The 21,448-nt window shown below is 67.5% G+C and carries 14 protein-coding genes; 3 read left to right on the plus strand and 11 right to left on the minus strand.

Annotation, left to right across the window (positions count from 1 at the left end; genetic code table 11):
* Positions 1 to 501 precede the first annotated feature (501 nt).
* The 3 genes from ACWPXE_RS02915 to ACWPXE_RS02925 all read right to left on the minus strand — a co-directional run bounded on the left by ACWPXE_RS02915 (position 502) and on the right by ACWPXE_RS02925 (position 4,668).
* Positions 502 to 1,833: a carbohydrate-binding domain-containing protein gene (locus ACWPXE_RS02915; protein WP_454016620.1), complete on the minus strand. Its 1,332-nt coding sequence runs from the start codon at positions 1,831 to 1,833 to the stop codon at positions 502 to 504.
* Positions 1,830 to 3,335, minus strand: a complete 1,506-nt coding sequence (locus ACWPXE_RS02920; protein ID WP_454016621.1) for a right-handed parallel beta-helix repeat-containing protein — start codon at positions 3,333 to 3,335, stop codon at positions 1,830 to 1,832. Before ACWPXE_RS02920 ends, ACWPXE_RS02915 begins: the two co-directional genes overlap by 4 nt.
* 319 nt (positions 3,336 to 3,654) lie before the next feature.
* A complete protein-coding gene (locus ACWPXE_RS02925; protein WP_454016622.1) occupies positions 3,655 to 4,668 on the minus strand; it encodes a LysR family transcriptional regulator in 1,014 nt (337 codons plus the stop codon).
* Between the two features lie 222 nt (positions 4,669 to 4,890).
* Between ACWPXE_RS02925 and ACWPXE_RS02930 the strand changes: the two genes are divergently transcribed.
* Positions 4,891 to 6,204, plus strand: a complete 1,314-nt coding sequence (locus ACWPXE_RS02930; RefSeq protein ID WP_454016623.1) for a M20 family metallopeptidase — start codon at positions 4,891 to 4,893, stop codon at positions 6,202 to 6,204.
* 40 nt (positions 6,205 to 6,244) lie between these two features.
* Complete coding sequence (locus ACWPXE_RS02935) at positions 6,245 to 7,855, plus strand: ABC transporter substrate-binding protein (RefSeq protein ID WP_454016624.1); 1,611 nt, start codon at positions 6,245 to 6,247, stop codon at positions 7,853 to 7,855.
* A 199-nt stretch (positions 7,856 to 8,054) separates the two neighbouring features.
* Here the strand turns inward: ACWPXE_RS02935 and ACWPXE_RS02940 are convergent, their stop codons facing one another.
* The 7 genes from ACWPXE_RS02940 to ACWPXE_RS02970 all read right to left on the minus strand — a co-directional run bounded on the left by ACWPXE_RS02940 (position 8,055) and on the right by ACWPXE_RS02970 (position 16,523).
* Complete coding sequence (locus ACWPXE_RS02940) at positions 8,055 to 8,285, minus strand: formate dehydrogenase subunit delta (protein ID WP_454016625.1); 231 nt, start codon at positions 8,283 to 8,285, stop codon at positions 8,055 to 8,057.
* Between the two features lie 31 nt (positions 8,286 to 8,316).
* Positions 8,317 to 9,114, minus strand: a complete 798-nt coding sequence (gene fdhD, locus ACWPXE_RS02945; RefSeq protein ID WP_454016626.1) for a formate dehydrogenase accessory sulfurtransferase FdhD — start codon at positions 9,112 to 9,114, stop codon at positions 8,317 to 8,319.
* Positions 9,115 to 9,142: 28 nt separating this feature from the next.
* The gene (fdhF, locus tag ACWPXE_RS02950; RefSeq protein WP_454016627.1) at positions 9,143 to 11,971 is read right to left on the minus strand and encodes a formate dehydrogenase subunit alpha; all 2,829 of its coding nucleotides are present in this window, start codon (positions 11,969 to 11,971) and stop codon (positions 9,143 to 9,145) included.
* A gap of 19 nt (positions 11,972 to 11,990) precedes the next feature.
* Positions 11,991 to 13,556: a formate dehydrogenase beta subunit gene (locus ACWPXE_RS02955; protein ID WP_454016628.1), complete on the minus strand. Its 1,566-nt coding sequence runs from the start codon at positions 13,554 to 13,556 to the stop codon at positions 11,991 to 11,993.
* A complete protein-coding gene (locus ACWPXE_RS02960; RefSeq protein WP_109069533.1) occupies positions 13,553 to 14,041 on the minus strand; it encodes a formate dehydrogenase subunit gamma in 489 nt (162 codons plus the stop codon). The genes ACWPXE_RS02955 and ACWPXE_RS02960 overlap by 4 nt, the downstream gene beginning before the upstream one ends.
* 168 nt (positions 14,042 to 14,209) lie before the next feature.
* On the minus strand, positions 14,210 to 15,142 hold the full coding sequence (locus tag ACWPXE_RS02965) for a LysR family transcriptional regulator (protein WP_454016629.1): 933 nt from the start codon (positions 15,140 to 15,142) through the stop codon (positions 14,210 to 14,212).
* 130 nt (positions 15,143 to 15,272) lie between these two features.
* Positions 15,273 to 16,523 carry a multidrug effflux MFS transporter gene (locus ACWPXE_RS02970; protein ID WP_454016630.1) on the minus strand — a complete coding sequence of 417 codons (1,251 nt, stop codon included), beginning with the start codon at positions 16,521 to 16,523 and terminating at the stop codon, positions 15,273 to 15,275.
* A gap of 284 nt (positions 16,524 to 16,807) precedes the next feature.
* Between ACWPXE_RS02970 and ACWPXE_RS02975 the strand changes: the two genes are divergently transcribed.
* On the plus strand, positions 16,808 to 20,374 hold the full coding sequence (locus tag ACWPXE_RS02975) for a PAS domain-containing protein (RefSeq protein WP_454016631.1): 3,567 nt from the start codon (positions 16,808 to 16,810) through the stop codon (positions 20,372 to 20,374).
* Between the two features lie 33 nt (positions 20,375 to 20,407).
* On the opposite strand, the gene ACWPXE_RS02980 is transcribed toward ACWPXE_RS02975, so the two are convergent.
* Positions 20,408 to 21,367 (minus strand): DMT family transporter, encoded by a 960-nt coding sequence (locus tag ACWPXE_RS02980; RefSeq protein WP_454016632.1) that lies wholly within the window; start codon positions 21,365 to 21,367, stop codon positions 20,408 to 20,410.
* Positions 21,368 to 21,448: the final 81 nt, after the last annotated feature.

The following is a 21,448-nucleotide window of genomic DNA, read 5'->3' on the forward strand; positions in this document are numbered from 1 at the left end:
AAGCGACCTTTCTAGGACACGTAGCTAGATTGAATGATGGTGATGCGCTTACCCATCAGAGACTCGTCGGGGCAATGTGTAATACCAACGGCAAGTGAATGACCCCAATGAGGCGAGGCCGATCACATGTTGGAAGGCATGGGAAGCAAGGTTCATTTGGTCCGTCATCTCGATGAGGCGGAACTGTATCGGCTCTATCGGGACGAGAAGGATGGGGCGCAGCGTTCGCATCTGCAGATGATCTGGCTGCTGCCCCCGGAGCGCTCAGCAAAGTTTGTCTCCGAGGAGACGGGCTATTCACAGCGTTGGATCAGCGACGTCATTGGACGGTCGCTCATGCCATGCCTCCAGAGATGGTCTCGGAGACGGATACCGGCCGGAATCGCCGTCCAGCACGCACATGGCCATATGGCGGGCCAGGCCTCGCGGCCACGACAAAAAAGGGAGCGGTCCAGCGTCGATGGACCGCCCCCCCCCTTTTACCAGACGGCCGAAGCCGCGTTACGCCGCGTGGCTCAGCAGCGACGGGTCGATGTGGTCGAACAGCGGATCATAGCCGGCATCGACCGGCATGGCCCCGTACACGCTGTTCGCCACCGCCACCGCGTCGGCCACGGCAACCGGAGCGGCCGCCGCCTGCTGGGCCGCGACGTGGCTCCACACGCTGTCCGTTCCGGCGTCGAGCGCCAGCGCCGTGGCCTCGCCGACCGGGGTGGCCGAGGGGAAGAAGCTCTTGTCGGCGTCAACCACCAGCGTGCCGTTCCACCACAGGCCGGACTGGCCCTTGACCACATCCTTGCCGTCCAGCGCGCCCTTGTCGTAGGTGACGATGCTGTCGGTGGCGGAGACGGACTTGCCGTTGATCGTGACCTTGTTGACGATCAGCGAGCGGTCCTGTCCGTTCACCACGGCGTCGTTGTCGTACTGGATCTGCACCTTGTGCGCCTGATCGGCGCTCAGGCTGGTGGTGAAGCTGTAGTCCTTGGCCGAGGTGCCGGCCACACCCTCCCCGACCTTCTGGCCGTCCACCAGCAGGTTGAAATGGGCGTTCACCCCGCCGGCCGCCGCGCCGGAGGCGTTGACGGTGATCGTCGTGGTGCTGGGACCGCTCTGCGGCAGCGTGCCGCCTGCGGGGAACTCCTTGGCCGGGGCGTCGACCACCAGCGTGCCGCCCCACCACATCGACGATTGGCCCTTGACCACGTCCTTGCCGTCCAGCGCGCCCTTGTCATAGGTGACGATGCCGTCGGTCGGGTTGTGGGCGGCGCCGTTGATGGTGATCTTGTTGACGAACAGGTTGCGGTCCTGCCCGTTGACGAAGCCGTCGTTGTCGTACTGGATCTGCACCTTGTGCGGCTGCCCGGCGGTCAACGCGGTGGTGAAGCTGTAGTCCTTCGCCGCCGTGCCGACCGTGGCGTCGCCGATGGCCTTGCCGTCCACCAGCACTTTGAAATGCGCGTTCACCCCGCCCGCGGCGGCGCCGGAGGCGTTGACCTTGATCGTCGTGACGCTGGCCGTCGGCGTCGTCGGGACGGTCGGTGTGGTCGTCGTGGTGTCCACCGCGAAGCCGGTGGAGGCGCCCGCCTTGCCCGCGTTGCCGGCGAGATCGGTGTAGCTGCCCACCTTCACCGCCACGTTGGCGTCGGTGATCTTCGTGTTGGTCGAGGGCGTGAAGACGGCGGTGTAGGTGGAGGCGTCCACCGTCTTGAAGCCGCTCAACGTGCCGCCCTTCACCGTGGTGTCGGCCAGCGCGAAGCCCTTCACATCTTCGCTGAAGTCGAAGGTGACGAGCGGCTTCTCACCCTTGGTCACGCTGCTGTCGGCGATGGTCACCTTGACCGTGGGGGCGTGGTGTCGGTTGGGGCCGGGGGCGGGGTGGGGGCCGGCGGGTTGGTCGGGGTGGTGGGCGTGACCGTCGTCCAGCCGGCGGTCGAGGGGTAGGCCTGGGACAGGGTCGAATGCTCGTCCTGCGTGGTCGCGTTCATGTAGGCGGACCAGCTGTCGCCTTCCGGGAAGTCGCCCCAGCGCCAGCGGTCGCCGTCCGGCATGTAGTAGGTGTTGTTGTCCCACACGTTGCCGCCGTTGAGCATGCCGGCTTCGTTGTAATCGGCGACGCCGCCCGACTGGCCGTTGCCGTCCTTGGAGACGATGATGTTGTCGTGGACCTTGTTGTTGGTCGTGGTCCAGGTCCCGAGTTCCCCGGCGCCGCGGTCCTGCTGGATCATCACGATGCCGTTGGCGCCCTTGACCCCGGTGATGTCGATCTTGTTGCCGTAGGCCTCGACGTTCTGCGAGTTCTGGATCTGGATCGACCCGCCCCACAGCCAGCCCTCGGCCTGCGGCTTGGCGCCGTTGCCGACCATCACGTTGTTGCGGATGATCGCGTCGTAGCTGATCTCGTGGGTGATGCCGCCGCCGCTGTTGTTCACGAGGACGTTGTTCTCGTACAGCGTCCCGACATTGTCGATGTCGGTCCACAGGCCGAAGCCGGTGTTGTCGTGGGAGTAGTTGCCGCGGACCACCAGATCGGTGGTGTAGGCGAACTTGGTGCCGCCGCCCTCCCAGAACACGTCGATGCCCGACCAGGCGCCGTTGCGGGCGATCTCGTTGCCTTCGACCAGGATCTTGGCCCCGGCGCCGCCCAGCCCCATCTCGCCGTTGTCGTGGACGTAGTTGCCGATGAACTTGCTGCCGTCCTGCGCCGTGGCGCCGACCGCGTAGTTCAGCCGCAGTTCGTTGTCCTGGATGGTCCAGTTGACGTCGCCCTGGATGGCGCCTTCCTGCGCCGGCGGGGTGTATTTCTCGATGACCAGGTTCTTGACCGTCACGCCGTCCGCGGTGCCGCCGAAGGCGCGGGCGGTGGTCCCGGCCTCCACCTTGTGCCCCGCCGGGTTGTCGCCCAGATAGATCTTGTCGGCGTTGTAATCGAAGTAGAAGGTTCCCGCCTTCAGCTTCGACAGCGCGTCCACCGGCGTCAGCGGCTTGTCGTCGACATAGACGGTTTCCGGATAGCCGGCGCGCATCGCGCCGGGCGTCGCCTCATCCGTCGCGCGGCGCTCGCCCTGCTGGGTCTGCCCGCCGACCACCCAGCGCCCGGCGCTGTCCTGGGTGAAGCCGGTCAGCAGCTTCGACCCGTTCAGCACGGCGCCTTCGGCGCCGATGAAGGTCTGGTTGTCCTTGGGCGTGATCGACTGGAGACGGTACTCGCCCGGCTGCAACCAGAAGGTCGCGCCAGCGGGAGCGCCATTGACGATGGATTGGATGTTGGCGCCGGGTGCTATGACGATCGCACCAGCGGGGGCCGTCAGCGTCTTCGGTCCGTACAGGTTAGCCATATGTCAATGCTCTCTTGAGGTGTTATCTACTGGTATGAGTTTTTTGGCGGTTTCGCCCTTTGGCATATGCGTCTACTACCAATTCGAGGAATGTTCCTGGCGGGGCATTTTTGTGAGATTCCCGGGATCCTTTGTGAAGACTCCAAGAAGTCTCTGTTTTGCAAAAAGGAATCTTCCGCTTATCAAAGAGCTGAGAAGAGAATGGGAATTTTTGCTTGCGGCCTCTTGCCGGCGCGCAAACGCAGCGCCGCGTCATCCGCTGGATGACGGCGCACACCCCTTAGGGCATCGGAAACGGGACAGCAAAAACGCGGAAGGATCAGTCGCCGCCGAACTGGCGGTCGATCCACTCGCTCACCGCCACCGGATCGAAACGCAGGTCGAGCGGGATGCCGGCGATGGCGGCGCGGCAATGCTCGATGAAGGCGCGCTCCGCCCGGTTCATCTTGGAGGCGGGGTTCCACAGCAGATGGATGTCCACCGGCGCCACCCCCTCCTCCGGCGGCAGGGGCCAGAGCAGCCCGTCGCGCACGTCACGCTCCGCCACATGGCGCGGCAGCGGCCCGATCCCCAGCCCGACGGAGATCATGCGACGTACCTCGTCCAGATTGACCGAGGCGCCGACGATCCGGCTCTCGATCCCCTCCTGCGCGCGGAAGACGGCCAGCGGCGACAGCACCCCGCCGATCTGGTCGGAGGTGAAGGAGACGAAGCCCTCGCTGCGCAGATCGCTCAGCGTCAGGCCGGTGCGGCCGAACAGATGGTGCCGCGGCCCGCAATAGAGGCGGTAGATCTGGCGGGCGAACAACGCGTGCTCGACCAGCGGCGGCGGCTCCCGCATCAGGCAGAGGCCGAGCGAGCCCGTCTTCTGCTGGATCGCCATGTGGACGTCGGCGCTCGCCATCACGTCCAGCCGGAAGGTCACCTGGGGATGGGTGGCGTGGAAGCGCTCCAGCAAGGCGTCGAACAGCAGCGACTGGATTCGGCTGGCCAGCAGGATACGGATGTGGCCGGAAATCTCCTCGCGGATGTCGCGCATCAGGACGGCGAAGCGGGAGATGTTGCCGTAGATCTCCAGCACCTCGGCGTAGATGATCTCGCCCGCCTCGGTCACCCGGAAACGGCCCTGCCCGCGCTCGATCAGCGAGCGGCCGATCTGGTCCTCCAGCCGCTTCAGGGCCTGGGACACCGCCGGTTGGGTCAGCCCCAGGCGCTGCGCCGCGCGGGTCAGCCCCTGCTCCTGCACGATCACCATGAAGGTGCGCAGCAGGTTCCAGTCCAGCTGGTGGCCGAGCCGCTCCAGGTCGCGCGCCGTCATCGGGGGAAAACCCATCGCCATAAATCCTGCTTATGTCGGCAATGAGGATTATCGATTTGGCGGAGGATGAGAAGCTGAATTGTAATACGCCGGTCGTCAGCGGTCGATCCCCGGCTTGGCCCAATCGGGCAAATCCGGTGGTCCTAGTCCAAAAGTCGAAATCGCCACAGTTTCTTTCCGGAGATTTGCCGACTGATAAGGACGACTGCGCGGCGGAGTGGTAAGAACGGAGTCGTCATGCCCGCATCCCGCGAGGGTGGGCGGAGCATTGCAGCCGTGGACCGGGATGCGATCCTGGGCGCGGTGGCGAAGCTGCGCGAGGACGGAGTGAGCCTGCTGTCCGATCTGGTCCGGAGCCCCAGCCTGCTGGGGCAGGAAGGCCCGGCGCAGGATCTGATGGAACGGATATTCCGGGACATGGGCCTGGAGGTGGACCGCTTCGCCATCGACGAGGAGGCGCTGAAGGCCCAGCCCGGCTGGTCCCCCTCCCTGATCTCCTATGAAGGCCGCGAGAACGTCGTCGGCGTCCACAAGCCCCGGCGGGCGACCGGCAAGTCGCTGATCCTGAACGGCCACATCGACGTGGTGCCGACCGGGCCGGAGGAGATGTGGTCCGCCCCGCCCTTCGAGCCGGTGGTCCGCGACGGCCGCCTCTACGGCCGCGGCGCCGGCGACATGAAGGCCGGCATCGCCGCCTATGTGATGGCCTTCAAGGCGCTGCAAAGCCTGGGCGTCCAGCCCGCCGCACCGGTCTATCTCCAGTCGGTGGTCGAGGAGGAATGCACCGGCAACGGCGCGCTCGCCTGCGTCGCCCGCGGCTACAAGGCCGACGCCGCGGTGATCCCGGAGCCCTTCAACCACACGCTCCAGATCGCCCAGGTCGGCGTCATCCGCTGCGAGCTGGAGGTGACGGGCCGCCCCGCCCATGTGCTGGACACCGGCGCCGGGCTGAACGCCATCGAGGCGGCCTTCCGGGTGCTGAAGCATCTGAAGGCGCTGGAGTCGGCCTGGAACCACCCGGACGGACGGCATCCCGCCTATGCGCACCATCACCATCCCTACAACCTGAATGTCGGGCACATCGACGGCGGCGAATGGGCGTCCTCCGTCCCCACCCGCTGCCGGATGGAGCTGCGCTTCGGCTTCCCGCCGGGCCGCGCCGCCGCCGAGGTCAGCGCCGAGATCGAGAGCGCGGTGGCCGAGGCCTGCCGCGGCGACTCCGGCCTCAAGGGGATCGACGCCCGCGTCGTCTTCCGCGGCTTCCAGGCGGAGGGCTGCACGCTGGACCCCGATCACCCGATGCTGGAGGCCCTGGACGCCGCGCACCGGTCGATCTTCGGCACCCCGGCACCGAAGCTGGCCCAGACCTGCACCACCGACGTCCGCAACTTCGTCCTGTACGGCGACACGCCGGCCACCTGCTACGGCCCGGAGGCGGAGCGCATCCACGGCATCGACGAGTCCGTCTCGCTCGACAGCATGGCGAAGGTGACCGCCGTGCTGGCCCTGTTCATGGCCGACTGGTGCGGCCTGGAATCCATTGATCCATAACGGTCGTGTGACGAGAATCAACAATAAGGGGGCTTCAGACATGAGCAATCGTTTGCGTCACTTTCGCCAAACCCTGACCGCCGCGGCGCTGGCCGCAGCCCTGGCGGCGCCGCTGGCGCTGACCGTACCCGGCGTCGCCGTGGCGCAGGAGCGCGGCGGCACGATGAACATCATCGTCCAGCCGGAACCGCCGATCCTGGTGCTGGGCCTGAACCAGCAGGGTCCGACGCAGACGGTCGCCGGCAAGATCTACCAGGGCCTGCTGACCTTCGGCTTCGACCTGAAGCCGCAGCCGGAACTGGCGGAAAGCTGGGAAGTCTCGCCCGACGGCAAGGTCTACACCTTCAAGCTGGTGAAGAACGCCAAGTGGCACGACGGCAAGCCCTTCACCGCCCACGACGTGGTGTTCTCCACCTCCAAGTTCCTGATGGAGACCCACCCGCGCGCCCGCGCCACCTTCTCCAAGTGCGAGAAGATCGAGGCGTTGGACGATTACACCGTCCAGTTCACGCTGAAGGAGCCGTTCGGCCCGTTCCTCCAGGCCTTCGAGGTGTCGTCCGCCCCGATGATGCCGAAGCACATCTATGAAGGCACCGACTTCAAGGCCAACCCGGCCAACGCCACCCCGATCGGCACCGGCCCCTTCAAGTTCAAGGAGTGGAACAAGGGCTCCTACATCCATCTCGTCCGCAACGACGAGTATTGGAAGGCCGGCAAGCCCTACTTGGACGACATCTATTTCCGCGTGATCCCCGACGCCGCCTCGCGCGCCGTCGCCGTGGAGCAGGGCACCGTCCAGCAGACCCAGTTCAACGACATCGAGACCTTCGACGTCCCGCGCCTGAAGGGCCTGCCCAACGTCGAGATGACGACCAAGGGCTACGAGTTCTTCGCCCCGCTGTCCTGGATCGAGATCAACACGCGCAACAAGCCGCTGGACGACAAGCGCTTCCGGCAGGCGATGATGCACGCCATCGACCGCAAGTTCATCCGCGACAAGATCTGGTTCGGCCTCGGCCGTCCGGCGACCGGCCCGGTGAACTCGGTCACCCGCTTCCACGAAGCCAACGTCAAGAAGTACGACTTCGACCCGAAGAAGGCCGAGGCGCTGCTTGAGGAGGCCGGCTACAAGAAGGGCGCCGACGGCACGCGCGCCAAGGTCCGCCTGCTCGTCATGCCCTACGGCGAGACCTGGACCCGCCTCGGCGAGTATGTGAAGCAGGCGATGAAGCGCGTTGGCGTCGACGTGACGCTGGAGACCACCGACGCCGCCGGCTGGGTCAACCGGGTGTCCAACTGGGACTACGACCTGAGCTTCAACTTCGTTTACCAGTATGGCGACCCGGCGCTCGGCGTGACGCGCACCTACGTCTCGGAAAACATCCGCAAGGGCGTGATGTTCTCCAACACCATGGGCTACTCCAACCCCGAGGTGGACCAGCTGTTCGCCAAGGCCGCCCAGACCAACAAGGACGATGAGCGCCAGCAGCTCTACTCCGCCGCCCAGAAGATCCTGGTCGAGGACGTGCCCGTCGCTTGGCTGCTGGAGATGGAGTTCCCGACCTTCGTGGACAAGCGCTTCAAGAACGCCGTCACGACCGCCATCGGCGTGAACGAGAGCTACGACAGCGTCTACATGGTCAAGAAGTAAGAAAAGGGAGCGGTTGCCCCCACCCTTCCCGCGGCTCGCGCCGCGGGCCCCTCCCTCCCCCGCTTCGCAGGAGAGGGAACTACCCCCCCTCTCCCCCGAAGCTCTCGCACAAACCAGAGGTTTGTGCTGACGCGGCAGGCGGACCTTCGGTCCGCCGAGAGCGGAGGAGCGCCGGGAAGGTGGCAAGAACGTCACCGAACTACGCGCTCCCCACGGTCGGCCCCTTCAACCGCTCGACCGCCTGGGTGACGATCTCGTGCAGGCCTTCGCCGCCCGCGCTGCTGTGCTCCAGCAGGCGCTGGCGCATGCGCGGCTCCCAGAAGGCGCGGATGTGGCCGGCGGTCTCGGCCACCGCCTCGTCCTGCGGGTAGGACTGAAAATAGCTGGCGATCTGATTCGCCATACGGACGAGTTCGCGTGTGGTGTCCATGGGTCGGCTCCCGGAAATTTGGCTTTCTTCGTCAACGGAACAGCATGACGCCGTTGCCGCGCGCACGGGCGGCCAGCGTCATGCCGGCGGCGCGGGCGAGCTTCAGCGCCAGTGCCGTGGGGGCGGAAATGGTGGCGAGCATGGGGATGCCGATGGTCGCGGCCTTCTGGACCAGCTCGAAGCTGCAACGGCTGCTCATCACCGCGAAGCCGTCGGACGGGTCGATCCCCGCACGGGCCAGCGCGCCGGCCAGCTTGTCGAGGGCGTTGTGCCGCCCGACGTCTTCCCGCGCCATCACGATGCGCCCCTCCGGCCCGGCCCAGGCCGCGGCGTGCAGGGACTTGTTGGCGCGGTTCATCGGCTGATGGTCGGGCAGGGCGGTGAACGCGGCGGCCACCGCCTCCACCGACGGGGTGAAGCCCGCCGTCACCCGCGGCGGCTCGCGGACCGCGTTGGCGAGGCTGTCAATCCCGCACAGGCCGCAGCCGCTCCGCCCCTCCATGGAACGGCGGCGGAGCGAGCCGCGCAGAAGACGCAACGGGTCGGCCTCGATGGACAGGACGATGCCGTCCTCCACCGGGCGGACGGCAATGCGGTCGATGTCGGCGGCGCTGCCGACGATTTCCTCGCACAGGCTGAAGCCCAGCGCGAAGTCCTCCAGATCGGCGGGCGTCGCCATCATCACGGCGTGGGAGCGTCCGTTGTATTCGAACGCCACCGGAGTCTCCTCGGCGACCAGCCACGTCACGTTTGCCTGATTCGCCGCCTGATCGGCGGTTTCCGGAAAGCCGGTGCCGCTGGCCGGCAGGGAATGGGCGTGGGTGAGCATGGCCGGTCCTCCGCTGCGCGTTGCCGCTTTACTCCGCCGCCACTTCCACCAGATCGCCGCGGCGGATCTGCCAGTCGGACGGGTGGTTGCTCAGCGTCACCTGCACCGCGGTTACCTTGTATTCGGGGCAGTTGGTGGCCCAATCCGAATTCTCGGTGGTGACCACGTTGGCGCCCGTCACCGGGTGGTGGAAGGTGGTGTAGACCACCCCCTGCGGCATCCGGTCGGAGATGCGCGCCCGCAGCGTGGTGGCGCCGACGCGACTGGCGATGGAGACCAGATCGCCGTCGCGGATGCCCCGCTCCTCGGCGTCGTGGGCGTGGACCTCAAGGATGTCTTCCGGATGCCACGCCACGTTGGCGGTGCGGCGGGTCTGGGCGCCGACGTTGTAATGGCTGAGGATGCGGCCCGTCGTCAGGATCAGCGGGTAGAAGCGGGAGGCCCGCTCTTCCGTCGGCACATACTCGGTGATCATGAAGCGGCCCCGGGACGCCTTGCCCTCGCGGACGAAGCCGTCGGCGTGCATGATCGGCGTGCCGACCGAGTCCTCGTCGGTGCACGGCCATTGCACGCTGCCCACCCGGTCCAGCTTCGCGAAGCTGACGCCAGAGAAGCTCGGGGTCAGGCGGGCGATCTCGTCCATGATCTGCGCGCTGGTCCGGTAGTACATGGGATAGCCCATGGCGGTGGCCAGATCGCAGACGACCTCCCATTCCTGTTTGCCGGTCTTGGATGGCATCACCGGGCGGACGCGGTTGATGCGGCGCTCGGCGTTGGTGAAGGTGCCGTCCTTCTCCAGGAAGGAGGTGCCGGGCAGGAAGACGTGGGCGAAGGCCGCGGTCTCGTTCAGGAACAGGTCCTGCACCACGACGATCTCCATGGCCCGCAGGGCGGCGAACACATGCTGGGTGTTCGGGTCGGACTGGGCGATGTCCTCGCCCTGGACGAACAGGCCCATGAAGGTGCCGTCCACCGCGGAGTCGAACATGTTGGGGATGCGCAGGCCCGGCTCGGGGTCGAGCGCGGCGTTCCACACCTCCTCGAACTGCTGGCGGACCACGTCGTCGGAGACGTGGCGGTAGCCGGTCAGCTCGTGCGGGAAGGAGCCCATGTCGCAGGAGCCCTGGACGTTGTTCTGGCCGCGCAGCGGGTTCACGCCGACGCCGTCACGCCCGATGTTGCCGGTCGCCATGGCGAGATTCGCCATGCCCATCACGGCGGTCGAGCCCTGGCTGTGCTCGGTCACGCCCAGGCCGTAATAGATGGCCGCGTTGCCGCCGGTGGCGTAGAGCCGGGCCGCCGCGCGCATCTCCGCCGCCGGGATGCCGGTGTACTGCTCGGTGTTCTCCGGGGAGTGGCGCGGATCGCGGACGAAGGCTTCCCAACGGGCGAACTCCATCGGGTCGCACCGCTCGGCCACGAAATTGCGGTCGACCAGCTCCTCGGTCACGATCACATGGGCCAGCGCGTTCATCGCGGCGACGTTGGTGCCGGGACGGAGCTGGAGGTGGTGCGTGGCCGAGACGTGCGGGCTGCGCACGAGGTCGATGCGGCGCGGGTCGATGACGATCAGCTTGGCGCCCTGGCGCAGCCGCTTCTTCATGCGCGAGCCGAAGACCGGGTGGCCGTCCGTCGGGTTGGCGCCGATGACCAGGATCACGTCGGACTTGTCGACGCTCTTGAAGTCCTGCGTGCCGGCGGAGGTGCCGAAGGTCTGCTTCAGGCCGTAGCCGGTCGGGGAGTGGCAGACACGGGCGCAGGTGTCGACGTTGTTGTTGCCGAAGGCGGCGCGGATCATCTTCTGGACGACATACACCTCCTCGTTCGTGCAACGGGACGAGGTGATGCCGCCGATGGAGCCGCGGCCATACTTCTGTTGGACCGCGCGCAGACGGGTGGCGGCGTAGGTGATCGCCTCCTCCCAGGACACGACGCGCCACGGATCGTCGATGCTCTCGCGGATCATCGGCTGCGTCTGGCGGTCGGCGTGGGTGGCGTAGCCCCAGGCGAAGCGGCCCTTGACGCAGGAATGGCCCTCGTTGGCGCCGCCGTCCTTGTGGGGGACCATGCGGACCACGGTGGTGCCCTTCATCTCCGCCTTGAAGGAGCAGCCGACGCCGCAATAGGCGCAGGTGGTGATGACGCTGTGCTCCGGCTGGCCCAACTCGATCAGCGACTTCTCGGTCAGGGTGGCGGTCGGGCAGGCCTGGACGCAGGCGCCGCAGGACACGCACTCGCTGTCCATGAACTGTTCGAGCGCGCCCGGCGACACCTTGCTGTCGAAGCCGCGCCCGTCGATGGTCAGGGCGAAGGTGCCCTGGACCTCGCCGCAGGCCCGCACGCAGCGCGAGCAGACGATGCACTTGGACGGGTCGAAGGTGAAGTAGGGGTTGCTCTCGTCCTTCACGGCGGCGCGGTGGTTCTCACCCTCGTAGCCGTAGCGGACGTTGCGCAGGCCGACCGCGCCGGCCATGTCCTGAAGCTCGCAATTGCCGTTGGTCGGGCAGGTCAGGCAGTCCAGCGGGTGGTCGGAGATGTACAGCTCCATCACGCCGCGGCGCAGCCGGCCCAGACGCTCGTTCTGGGTGTGCACCTTCATGCCCGGGGCGACCGGCGTGGTGCAGGAGGCCGGCGTGCCGCGCCGTCCCTCGATCTCCACCATGCACAGGCGGCAGGAGCCATAGGCGTCCAGCATGTCGGTGGCGCACAGCTTCGGCACGGTGATGCCGGCTTCCATCGCCGCGCGCATCACCGAGGTGCCTTCCGGCACGGTCACCGTGCGGCCGTCGATGTCCAGCGTCACCATGGTGGCGGACTCGCGGGCCGGGGTGCCGTAATCGATGTCTTGGATGGACATGGGGTCTGGTCCTTTCCGCTCACTCGGCCGCGACAGCCGCGGGGCTGCGGGTGAAATCCTCGGGGAAGTGCTTCAGGGCGCTGCGCACCGGGATCGGCGTCATGCCGCCCATGGCGCAGAGCGAGCCGTCGGTCATGACCTCGCACAGGTCGTTGAGCAGCGTGATGTTCGCCGCAACCTTCTCGCCGGCGATGATGTGGTCCATCACCTCGACGCCGCGCACCGCGCCGATGCGGCAGGGGGTACACTTGCCGCAGGATTCGGCGGCGCAGAACTCCATGGCGAAGCGGGCCTGTTTGGCCATGTCCACGCTGTCGTCGAAGACGACGATGCCGCCGTGGCCGACCATTGCCTCTACCGCCGCGAAGGCCTCGTAATCCTTCGGCAGCTCGAACAGTGAGGGCGGCAGATAGGCGCCGAGCGGGCCGCCGGCCTGCACCGCGCGGATCGGACGGCCGGTGATGGTGCCGCCGCCGAACTCGTAGAGCAGTTCGTGCAGGGTGACGCCGAAGGCCTTCTCGACGATGCCGCCGTGCTTGATGTTGCCGGCGAGCTGGAAGGCCAGCGTGCCGCGCGACCGGCCGACGCCGAAGTCGCGGTAGTGGTTGGCGCCCTTGTCCAGGATGATCGGGACCGAGGTCAGCGACAGCACGTTGTTGACGACGGTCGGCTTGCCGAAGAGGCCCTCCAGCGCCGGCAGCGGCGGCTTGGCCCGGACCGTGCCGCGCTTGCCCTCCAGGCTTTCCAGCATGGAGGTCTCCTCGCCGCAGATGTAGGCGCCGGCCCCGACGCGGACGTCGAGGTGGAAGCGGTGGGCGGTGCCGTGGATCTCGTCGCCCAGCCACTTCTCGTCATAGGCCAGCCGGATCGCCTCGCGCATGGTCGCGACGGCGTGCGGGTACTCGGAGCGGATGTAGATATAGCCCTCGGTGGCGCCCACCGCGATGGCGGCGATGGTCATGCCCTCGATCAGGCAGAAGGGGTCGCCCTCCATGATCATGCGGTCGGCGAAGGTGCCGCTGTCGCCCTCGTCGGCGTTGCAGCAGATGTACTTCTGGTCCGCCTTGGCGTTCAGCACCGTGTTCCACTTGATGCCGGTGGGGAAGCCGGCGCCGCCGCGGCCGCGCAGGCCGGATTCGGTGACCTCGGTGACGATCTCCGCGGGAGTCATGGCGAGCGCCCGCTCCAGCCCGCGGAAGCCGCCGTGCAGCCGGTAATCCTCGACCGACAGCGGGTCGATGATGCCGCAGCGGGCGAAGGTCAGCCGCTCCTGCTTGGCGAAGTAGGGGATCTTTTCGGTCAGGCCGTGGGCCAGCGCGTGGTCGGCGCCTTCGAGGAAGCCGGCGTCGAACAGGCCGGCCACGTCCTCGGCTATCACCGGGCCGTAGGCGACGCGGCCCTCGGGCGTCTCCACCTCGACCAGAGTCTCCAGCCACAGCATGCCGCGGGAGCCGTTGCGGACGATGCGCAGCGGGATGCCACGCTTGGTGGCCTCGGCGCGGATGGCGGCGGCGGTCTCGTCGGCGCCCACCGACAGAGCGGCGGCGTCGCGTGGCACGTACACCGTGTGCAGGGGCTCGCTCATCGCGCGGCCTCCGTGGCCAGGGTGGAGGCGGTGATGGCGTCGAAGCGGGCCGGGCTGACCCGGCCGTGCAGCGTCTCGTCCACCATCACGGCGGGGGCCAGGGCGCAGTTGCCCAGGCAGAAGACCGGCTCCAGCGAGAAGGCGTCGTCGGCGGTGGTCTCGTGGAAGTCCACCTTCAGGCGGCGGCGGATGTGGTCGATCAGCCCGTCGGCGTTCATCGACTGGCAGGCCTCGGCCCGGCAGACCTTGATCGTGTGGCGGCCCGGACGGCTGCGGCGGAATTCGTGGTAGAAGGACACCACCCCGTGCACGTCAGCGCGCGACAGGTTCAGCTCACGCGCCAGCAGCGGGATGGCCTCCTCGTCGATGCAGCCGAATTCTTCCTGCAGAGCGTGCAGCATCGGCAGCAAGGCCCCGCGCAGGTGACGGTTGGCGGCGATCACCGCCGTGGCGCGGTCCTCGCTCCATGGAGATCGGGCGTTCATGGTCTCCTCCCCCGCGCCCGCCTGGATCGGCGGCGCTTCGTTGGTGTCTTGTCCGTCAGCGTTACGGACATTGGGGGAGGCGCGCAAATTTGATTTTCTGATGCGGTGATAGGGTTTGGCTATCACCACACGAGCAGAACGGTTATGCTATTGAGATCATAGCCCTTTTTAGAGACCCCAGGGGGATAGCGCCTCGTCGGTCAAGGCGCGCACGCGCTCGGCGAGGCCCGGTTCCGCGGCAACGGCGGCCAGCGCCTTGGCGAGCGGGGCGGGCGGTTCGCGGTCGGCGTAGACGAGTCCGACAGCGTAGGTGAGGTCCGGCTCGGTCAGCGGCAGAGCCACCAGATCGGGGTGGAGCGCGACCAGGGTGAGGAGCTGGCTCGGCACCACGCTGGCGGCCAGACCGCTGCGCACGATGGTGTAGATGGTGACGATGGAGTTCGTCTCCATCAGCGGAACCACCGTCCGGTCGGCCATGCGGAAAGCGGTGTCGGCGATGCGCCGGTTCTGCATGTCCGGGGTGAGCAGGCACAACGGCAGCTTCGCCGCGTCCGCCCAGCGGATGCTGGTGGTGCCCTCCCGGACCTGACGGCGCTGCGCCAGCAGGAAGTAGCGCTCCGAGAACAGCGGAACGGTGCGGACGTTGCTCAGCGGCTCGTTGTCGAGATAGGTGACGGCGGCGTCCAGCTCGAACCCGTCGAGGTCGCGCTGGATGTCCCGCGAGCTGAGCGAGCGCACGCTGGAGCGGATCTGCGGGTAACGTTCGGCGAAGCGGGCCAGCACATGGGGGACGGCGGGCAGGGCGGTCGGGATGGCGCCGATGCGCAGATGGCCGGACAGGCCCTGGCCCAGCGCCGTCAGCTCCTGATAGAGCCCGTCCCGCTCCGCGACGATGCGGCGGGCGTATTCGAGCACCTTCAGCCCCTCCGGCGTGAAGCCGGAAAATTTCTGCCCGCGCTCGACGATGGGCACGCGCAGCTCGTCCTCGAGCTGGCGGATGGCGTTGGACAGCGTCGGCTGGGAGACGTGGCAGGCCTCCGCCGCCCGGCCGAAATGCTGCTCGCGCGCCAGGGCCAGCAGATAGACGAATTTGCGGAACACAGTCCCCTCCCGCACGTGATGGGCCGGTGCCCGCTCGGCGCCCGCTTCCAGGCGTCGCGCACGTTATGCCGAATCGGGCACACCGCCGGCAAGGGCGGAGACACTTCCCCTCCTATGCGCTTCTGCGCTTTCAGTCCCCCGGTTGCGGCGCGGCGGCGTGGGTGGAGCGCATCAGCGTTCCACGCTCGGTCAGCAAAACCGTCAGCAACGCCAGCACGCCCAGCACGGTGAAGCCGATGGTCAGCGGGCGCACGGTGCCGTCGAAGGACTGGCCGACGATCCAGCCGACCACCGCCGCCATGCCGGTGCTGAAGAAGCCGACGAAGGACGACCCCATGCCCGCCACATGGCCCAGCGGCTCCATCGCCATCGCGTTGAAGTTCGGGGCGATCAGACCGAAGCAGAAGAAGATCGCCGCCATGAACAGGCCGAGGCCGAGCAGCGGCGGATGCTCGGGAAAGCCGAGCAGCGCCATGGCGACGCCGGTCAGCGTGTAGCCGATCAGGGCGACGTGCGACACCCGGTGCATGCCGACCCGCCCGACCAGCCGCGCGTTGACCAACGAGGCCAGGGCCATCACGCCGGCGATGGCGCCGAAGGCCACCGGGAACATGGCCCCCAGCCCATAGACATCCACGAAAATCTGCTGGGCGCTGCCGACGTAACTCAGCAGTCCGCCGAACAGCAGACCCATGGCCGCGGTGTAGCCGACCGTCGCGCGCGTCGTCATCACCTTGTGGAAGGCGTGGCCGAGCGCCGCGGGGGACAGCGGCATCCGGTCCTCCGCCGCGCGGGTTTCCGCCAGCCGCAGCATCGACCAGGCGAAGGCGGCCACGGCCGCCAGGAACAGCGCGCCGAACACCCACGGCCACGTGCCGAGATGCAGGATTCCCTCGCCCAGCGCCGGGGCGATGATCGGCACGATGATGAAGATCATCATGACAAAGGACATCACCCGCGCCATGTCGCGCCCGACAAAGCGGTCGCGCACGATGGCGATGGCGACGACGCGCGGGGCGGCGGCGCCGAAGCCCTGCAACGCGCGGGCGGCCAGCAGCGCCGTGAAGCTGGGAGCGAAGACCGCGCCCAACGACCCGATGGCGAAGATCACCAGACCGGCCGCCAGCACCGGCTTGCGCCCGAACCGGTCGGACAGCGGCCCATGGAAGGGTTGCCCGACCGCGAAGCCCAGCATGTAGGCGGTGATGACGAACTGCCGGTCGTTCTCCCGCACCACCCCGAAGGAGCTGGCGATGTCCGGCAAGGCGACCAGCATGATGTCGATGGACAGCGCCGTCAGCGCCATCAAAAGGGCCATGAGCGCGACGAATTCACCGAAGCGAATGTCGCCGCTCCGGCCGGCGGAAGCGGAATGGGGCATGGATTCAGGCATTGCGCCACTGTGCCGCGCGCCTGTCTGCGCGGCAAATCGAATTCCCGCAGGCCGGCCATCGATATTTGGTCATCGACAATTCAAGGCTGTGCCAGCTTGCCGTCCTGTGCGCTGCACATTACCACCTTTTGTAGTGTACCCAAACTTCATTTGATGGTTTCAAGAATTTCAAGCGGTTCATGCTGAAAATAGTGATAGACGGGCGGATTCTGTGGGAGTCGCCTGAGTGTCTGTCTATAGTGGGTGCCCTCAACAGTTTGTGAAAACCGGGTATGCGCCTTCGTCTCCCTTTTGTGGCGCTGCTGGCGCTTCTTCCGCTCGTCGCCTTTGCGGTGGCCGCGATCATGCTGGTCGACCGCCAGCAGGAGCGGTCGGTCGAGGAACTGATCCGCCATGCCACCGACGCGGCGGTGCGGACGGTGGACGGGCGCGTCCTCATGACGCGCAGCGCGCTCGAAATCATGTCCTCGGCCCGTTCGCTGGACATCGGCGACCGCGCCGTTTGGAGAGAGCGGTCGGAACGTGCGTTGCGCCAGCGTCCGGATTGGGTCGCCCTGGAGGTGCGCGACCGCCAGGGTGAGGTCAACCTGCTCCACCGGCCACAGGAGCCGGAAGCCGACGCCATCGATCATGCGGCCCGATCGGCCCAGACGGACCGTGTGTTCCGGTCGGGAGAGGTCTGGATCAGCGGCATCATAACCGACCCCGCCGGCAAGGTGGAGCCGGTCTTCGCGGTCAGTGTGCCGGTTTGGGGCGTGGGCGAGGTGCGGCTGGTCCTGACCGCCTATGTGCGGGCGTGGTCCCTGCGTCAGGTCCTGGTCGATCAGGTGGCGACGCCGGATTGGATCGTCGCGCTTCTCGACCGCGATGGGCGCTTCATCGCCCGGACGAGGTCCGAAACGGCCTTCGACCCGGCGGTCGGAAAGCCGGCGCACGAGTCTCTTGCCCAGGCGCTGAAGACCGGCGACGAGTTTTTCCTGTCCCGTACCCAGCAGGGGCAGGAGGTCCTGTCGGCGAAGGCCGGCTCCGTGGCGGCGCCCGGCTGGCTCCTGGCCCTCGGCACGCCGGCCGAGCCGATCCAGGCGGCGGCGCGGCGCACGGTCTACGCGGTCGCCGGCGGCGGGCTGGGCGCGCTGGCGGTGGCGGCGCTGGTCGCCTGGGCCCTTGCCCGCTCCCATGACCGGCAGGAGGAGGCGGAGCGGCGCGCGCGGGTGGCGGAAGCCGCGGCGGAAGCCGACCGGCGATCCCACGCCATTTTGGAAAGCACGACGGACGGCGTCTACGAGGTCGACCGATCCTGGCGCATCGTCTACATGAACGGGCGCGCGCGTGGCCTGATGGGCGGCAGCAGCGACCTGACCGGACAGCGGCTGTGGGAGGCCTTTCCCGACGCCATGGGAACGGTGCTGTGGGACCGCCTGCACGTCGCCATGAGGGATCGCCATCCCGACGAGTTCGAGGCTTACTTCGCGCCGCTCGGCGTCTGGCTCTTCCTGCGGGTTTTCCCATCGTCCGCCGGGTTGGCTATCTATTTCCAGGACATCAGCAAGCGCCTTCTCGCCGAGCGGGCGCTGGAACGCGCGGTGGAGCAGGCGAACCAGATCCTGGAGAGCATCGGCGACGCCTTCTACGCCATCGACCGCGATTGGCGGATCACCTACGTGAACAAGCGCGCCCAGGAAATGTTCGAGCGTCCGCGCGACGACCTCGTCGGCCGATGCCTGCTGGACCTGTTTCCCGAAGTCGCGGGCAACACCATCATCCGCAGTTTCGAGGCCGCCATGGCCGACCAGCAGCCGCGCGAGTTCGAGGCGCTGTCCGGCATCTTCCAGCGCTGGACCATGTTCAACGTCTACCCGCAGGTTGGCGGCGGCCTGTCCATCTACTTCCGCGACGTGTCGGCTCACCGTGCCGCCGAGGCGGCTCTGCGCGCCAGCGAGCACCGCTACCGCACGCTCCTGGAAGCGCTGCCGCAGATGGTCTGGACCTGCCGGGCGGATGGCAGCTGCGACTTCCTCAGCCAGCAATGGCTGTCCTACACCGGTCAGCGACAGGAGGAGGCACAGGGTTTCGGCTGGTCGGAGGCCGTTCATCCCGACGACGGAAAGCGCCTTCTCATGGTCTGGATGCAGGCGGTCGAACAGCGGACGATTTTCGACACCGAGGCGCGCATCCGCAGCGCCGCCGGCACCTACCGCTGGTTCAAGAAGCGTGCCCTGCCGATCACCGACCCGGAAACCGGGGAGGAGCGCTGGTTCGGCACCTCCACCGACATCACCGACATCTTCGAGGCACGCGACGCCATGCAGGCCGCTAAGGAGGAGGCGGAGCAGGTCGGACTTCGGTTCCGCACGCTGGCCGACTCCATCCCGCAACTCGCCTGGATGGCCCGCCCGGACGGGCGCATCTTCTGGTACAACCAGCGCTGGTGTGATTACACGGGCGTCGAGAATGCGGATGCCGCCTCGGGTCCGCTGTGGGATGGAATCCTTCCCGCCGACCACGCCGAACGCGTGACGGCCAGTCTTCAGCGGTCCTTCCGGACGGGGGAAGCCTGGGAAGACACCTTTCCCATGGCCGGACGGGACGGCGCCTTCCGCTGGTTCCTGTCGCGGGCGTTGCCGGTGCGCGATTCCGACGGCGCCATCGTGCTGTGGTTCGGCACGAACACCGACGTGACCGACCGTCTGGAGACCGAGGACGCCCTGCGCCGCGCCAAGGAGGAGGCGGAGCGGGCCGCCCTGTCGAAGTCCAAGTTCCTCGCCTCCGCCAGCCACGACCTCCGCCAGCCGATGCAGTCGCTGTTCCTCTTCTCCGGCGCGCTGCACGGCCATGTCCAGGGCGAGAAGGGGATGAAGGCGTTGCGCCATCTGGAAAGTGGGCTGGACGCGCTGAAGGGGTTGCTGGACAGCCTGCTCGACGTGTCGCGCCTGGACGCCGGGGTGGTCAAGCCGACGCTGGAGGATTTTCCGGTGGCGCTCCTGCTCGACCACATCGCGGCGGGCTACGCCCCGGTGGCACGCGGCAAGGGGCTCGACTGGACGATGGAGGGATGTCCGCTCAACATCCGTTCCGACCGCGTGCTGTTGGGCCGGATGATCCGCAACCTCGTGGAAAACGCCATCCGCTACACGGAGCAGGGCAGCATCGCCATCACCTGCACGGTCGCCGGTGGACGGATGCGGATAATGGTCGCCGACACCGGCATCGGCATATCGGGCGAGCATCTGCCCCGAATCTTCGAGGAGTTCCATCAGGTCGGCAACCCGGAGCGCGACCGCAGCCAGGGGCTTGGGCTGGGCCTCGCCATCGTTCAGCGCATCGGGCAGCTTCTGGACCATCCGGTGACCGTTCGCTCCACGCCCGGCGCGGGGTCGGTCTTCACCATCGAGGTGCCGCTGGGCGAGACCTCGAAGCCCGTGGAGCCGATGGGGGCCGCGCTTGCCGCGTCGGCGAGCGGCGATGAGCGGCTGGCCATGGTCGTTGACGACGATGCCATCGTGCTGCTGGGCCTTCAGGCCATCCTGCGTGAATGGGGGTACGAGGTGCTGATCGCCGGGTCGGGGGAGCAGGCGGTGGACAAGCTGCGCTCGGTCAGTCGCAAGCCCGACATCATCATCGCCGACTACCGCCTGCGCGAAGGCAAGGTCGGCACCGACGCCATCCTCGACATCCGTCGGCTGTTCGACGCCGAGATCCCGGCGATCATCGTGACCGGGGAAACCGGTCCGGAGTGCCAGCGCGACGCGGTGCGCCACGGCTTCGGCCTGATGCACAAGCCGGTGACCCCGCGCCAGCTCGCCGGGGCCATGGAGCGTTCCCTGCAACCGGCGGAGTGAGGCCGGCGGAGTGAGCTGAATAGGCTGCGGCGGTCAGTCGCCGCCGCCGCCCATCGCGGGCGGGCTTGGGGGAAGGCGGCGTCGGGTCTCGCGGTGCAGGATGTAGAGTCCGCTGACCGCCACCACGGCGGCCCCCGACACCATGTGCAGGGTCGGCATCTCGTTCCACAGCAGCCAGCCGAACAGCACGGCCCACAGCAGCGCGGCGTAGTTGAAGGGCGCCACCACGGCCGCCGGGGCCAGCGAATAGGCCCGAGTCAGGAAAAGCTGGGCGCCGCCGCCCAGGACGCCGGTGGCCGACAGCAGGGCGAAATCGGTCAGGCTGCGCGGGGTGACCCACACGAAGGGCATGACCAGCGCCAGGATCAGGGTGGTGATAGCCGTGAAGTAGAAGACGATGGTGTTGGCGCGCTCGGTCTTGCTGAGCTGGCGAATCGCCACCATCGCGAAGGACTGGCAGAAGGCGGCGCCAAGGGCGACCAGCGCGCCCAGGTGCGTCAGCATCTCGCCCGACGGCTGGACCATGATGAGAACACCGACGAAGCCGACCAGCACCGCGCTCCACCGGTGGATGCCGACCTTTTCGCCGAGCAGCGGCACCGACAGGGCGGTGAGGAACAGCGGGGCCGAGAAGTTCAGAGCCACCGCGTCGCCCAGCGGCAACAGGTTGAAGGACCAGAAGGTCAGCGACATCGCCGTCAGTCCGACGACCGAGCGCCAGACATGACCCATCGGCCGTTCGGTGCGCAGATTGCTGATCCACCCGCCCTGCAACGAGATGACCACCGCAACCGGGATCAACGCCATGGCGTTGCGGAAGAAGGTCACCTCGATGACGGGATACGTCTCCGAGAGCAGCTTCACCAGCACATTCATCACGGAGAACAGGAGCACCGACCCGAGCATCATGACGATGCCGAGCGGGATGTTCTCCACGCGGATGTGGCGGGGCGTCGCGGGACGGGCGGGGGCGGGGAGAGGGGGCGCGGTCACGCCCGGATGCTATCAACTGCAACCACCCGCGTCACGTTGCCGCGACACGGGTGGTCATGTCCTGACGGAATGGCCGGATTG

It is taken from the genome of Azospirillum sp. Marseille-Q6669 (assembly GCF_965111635.1).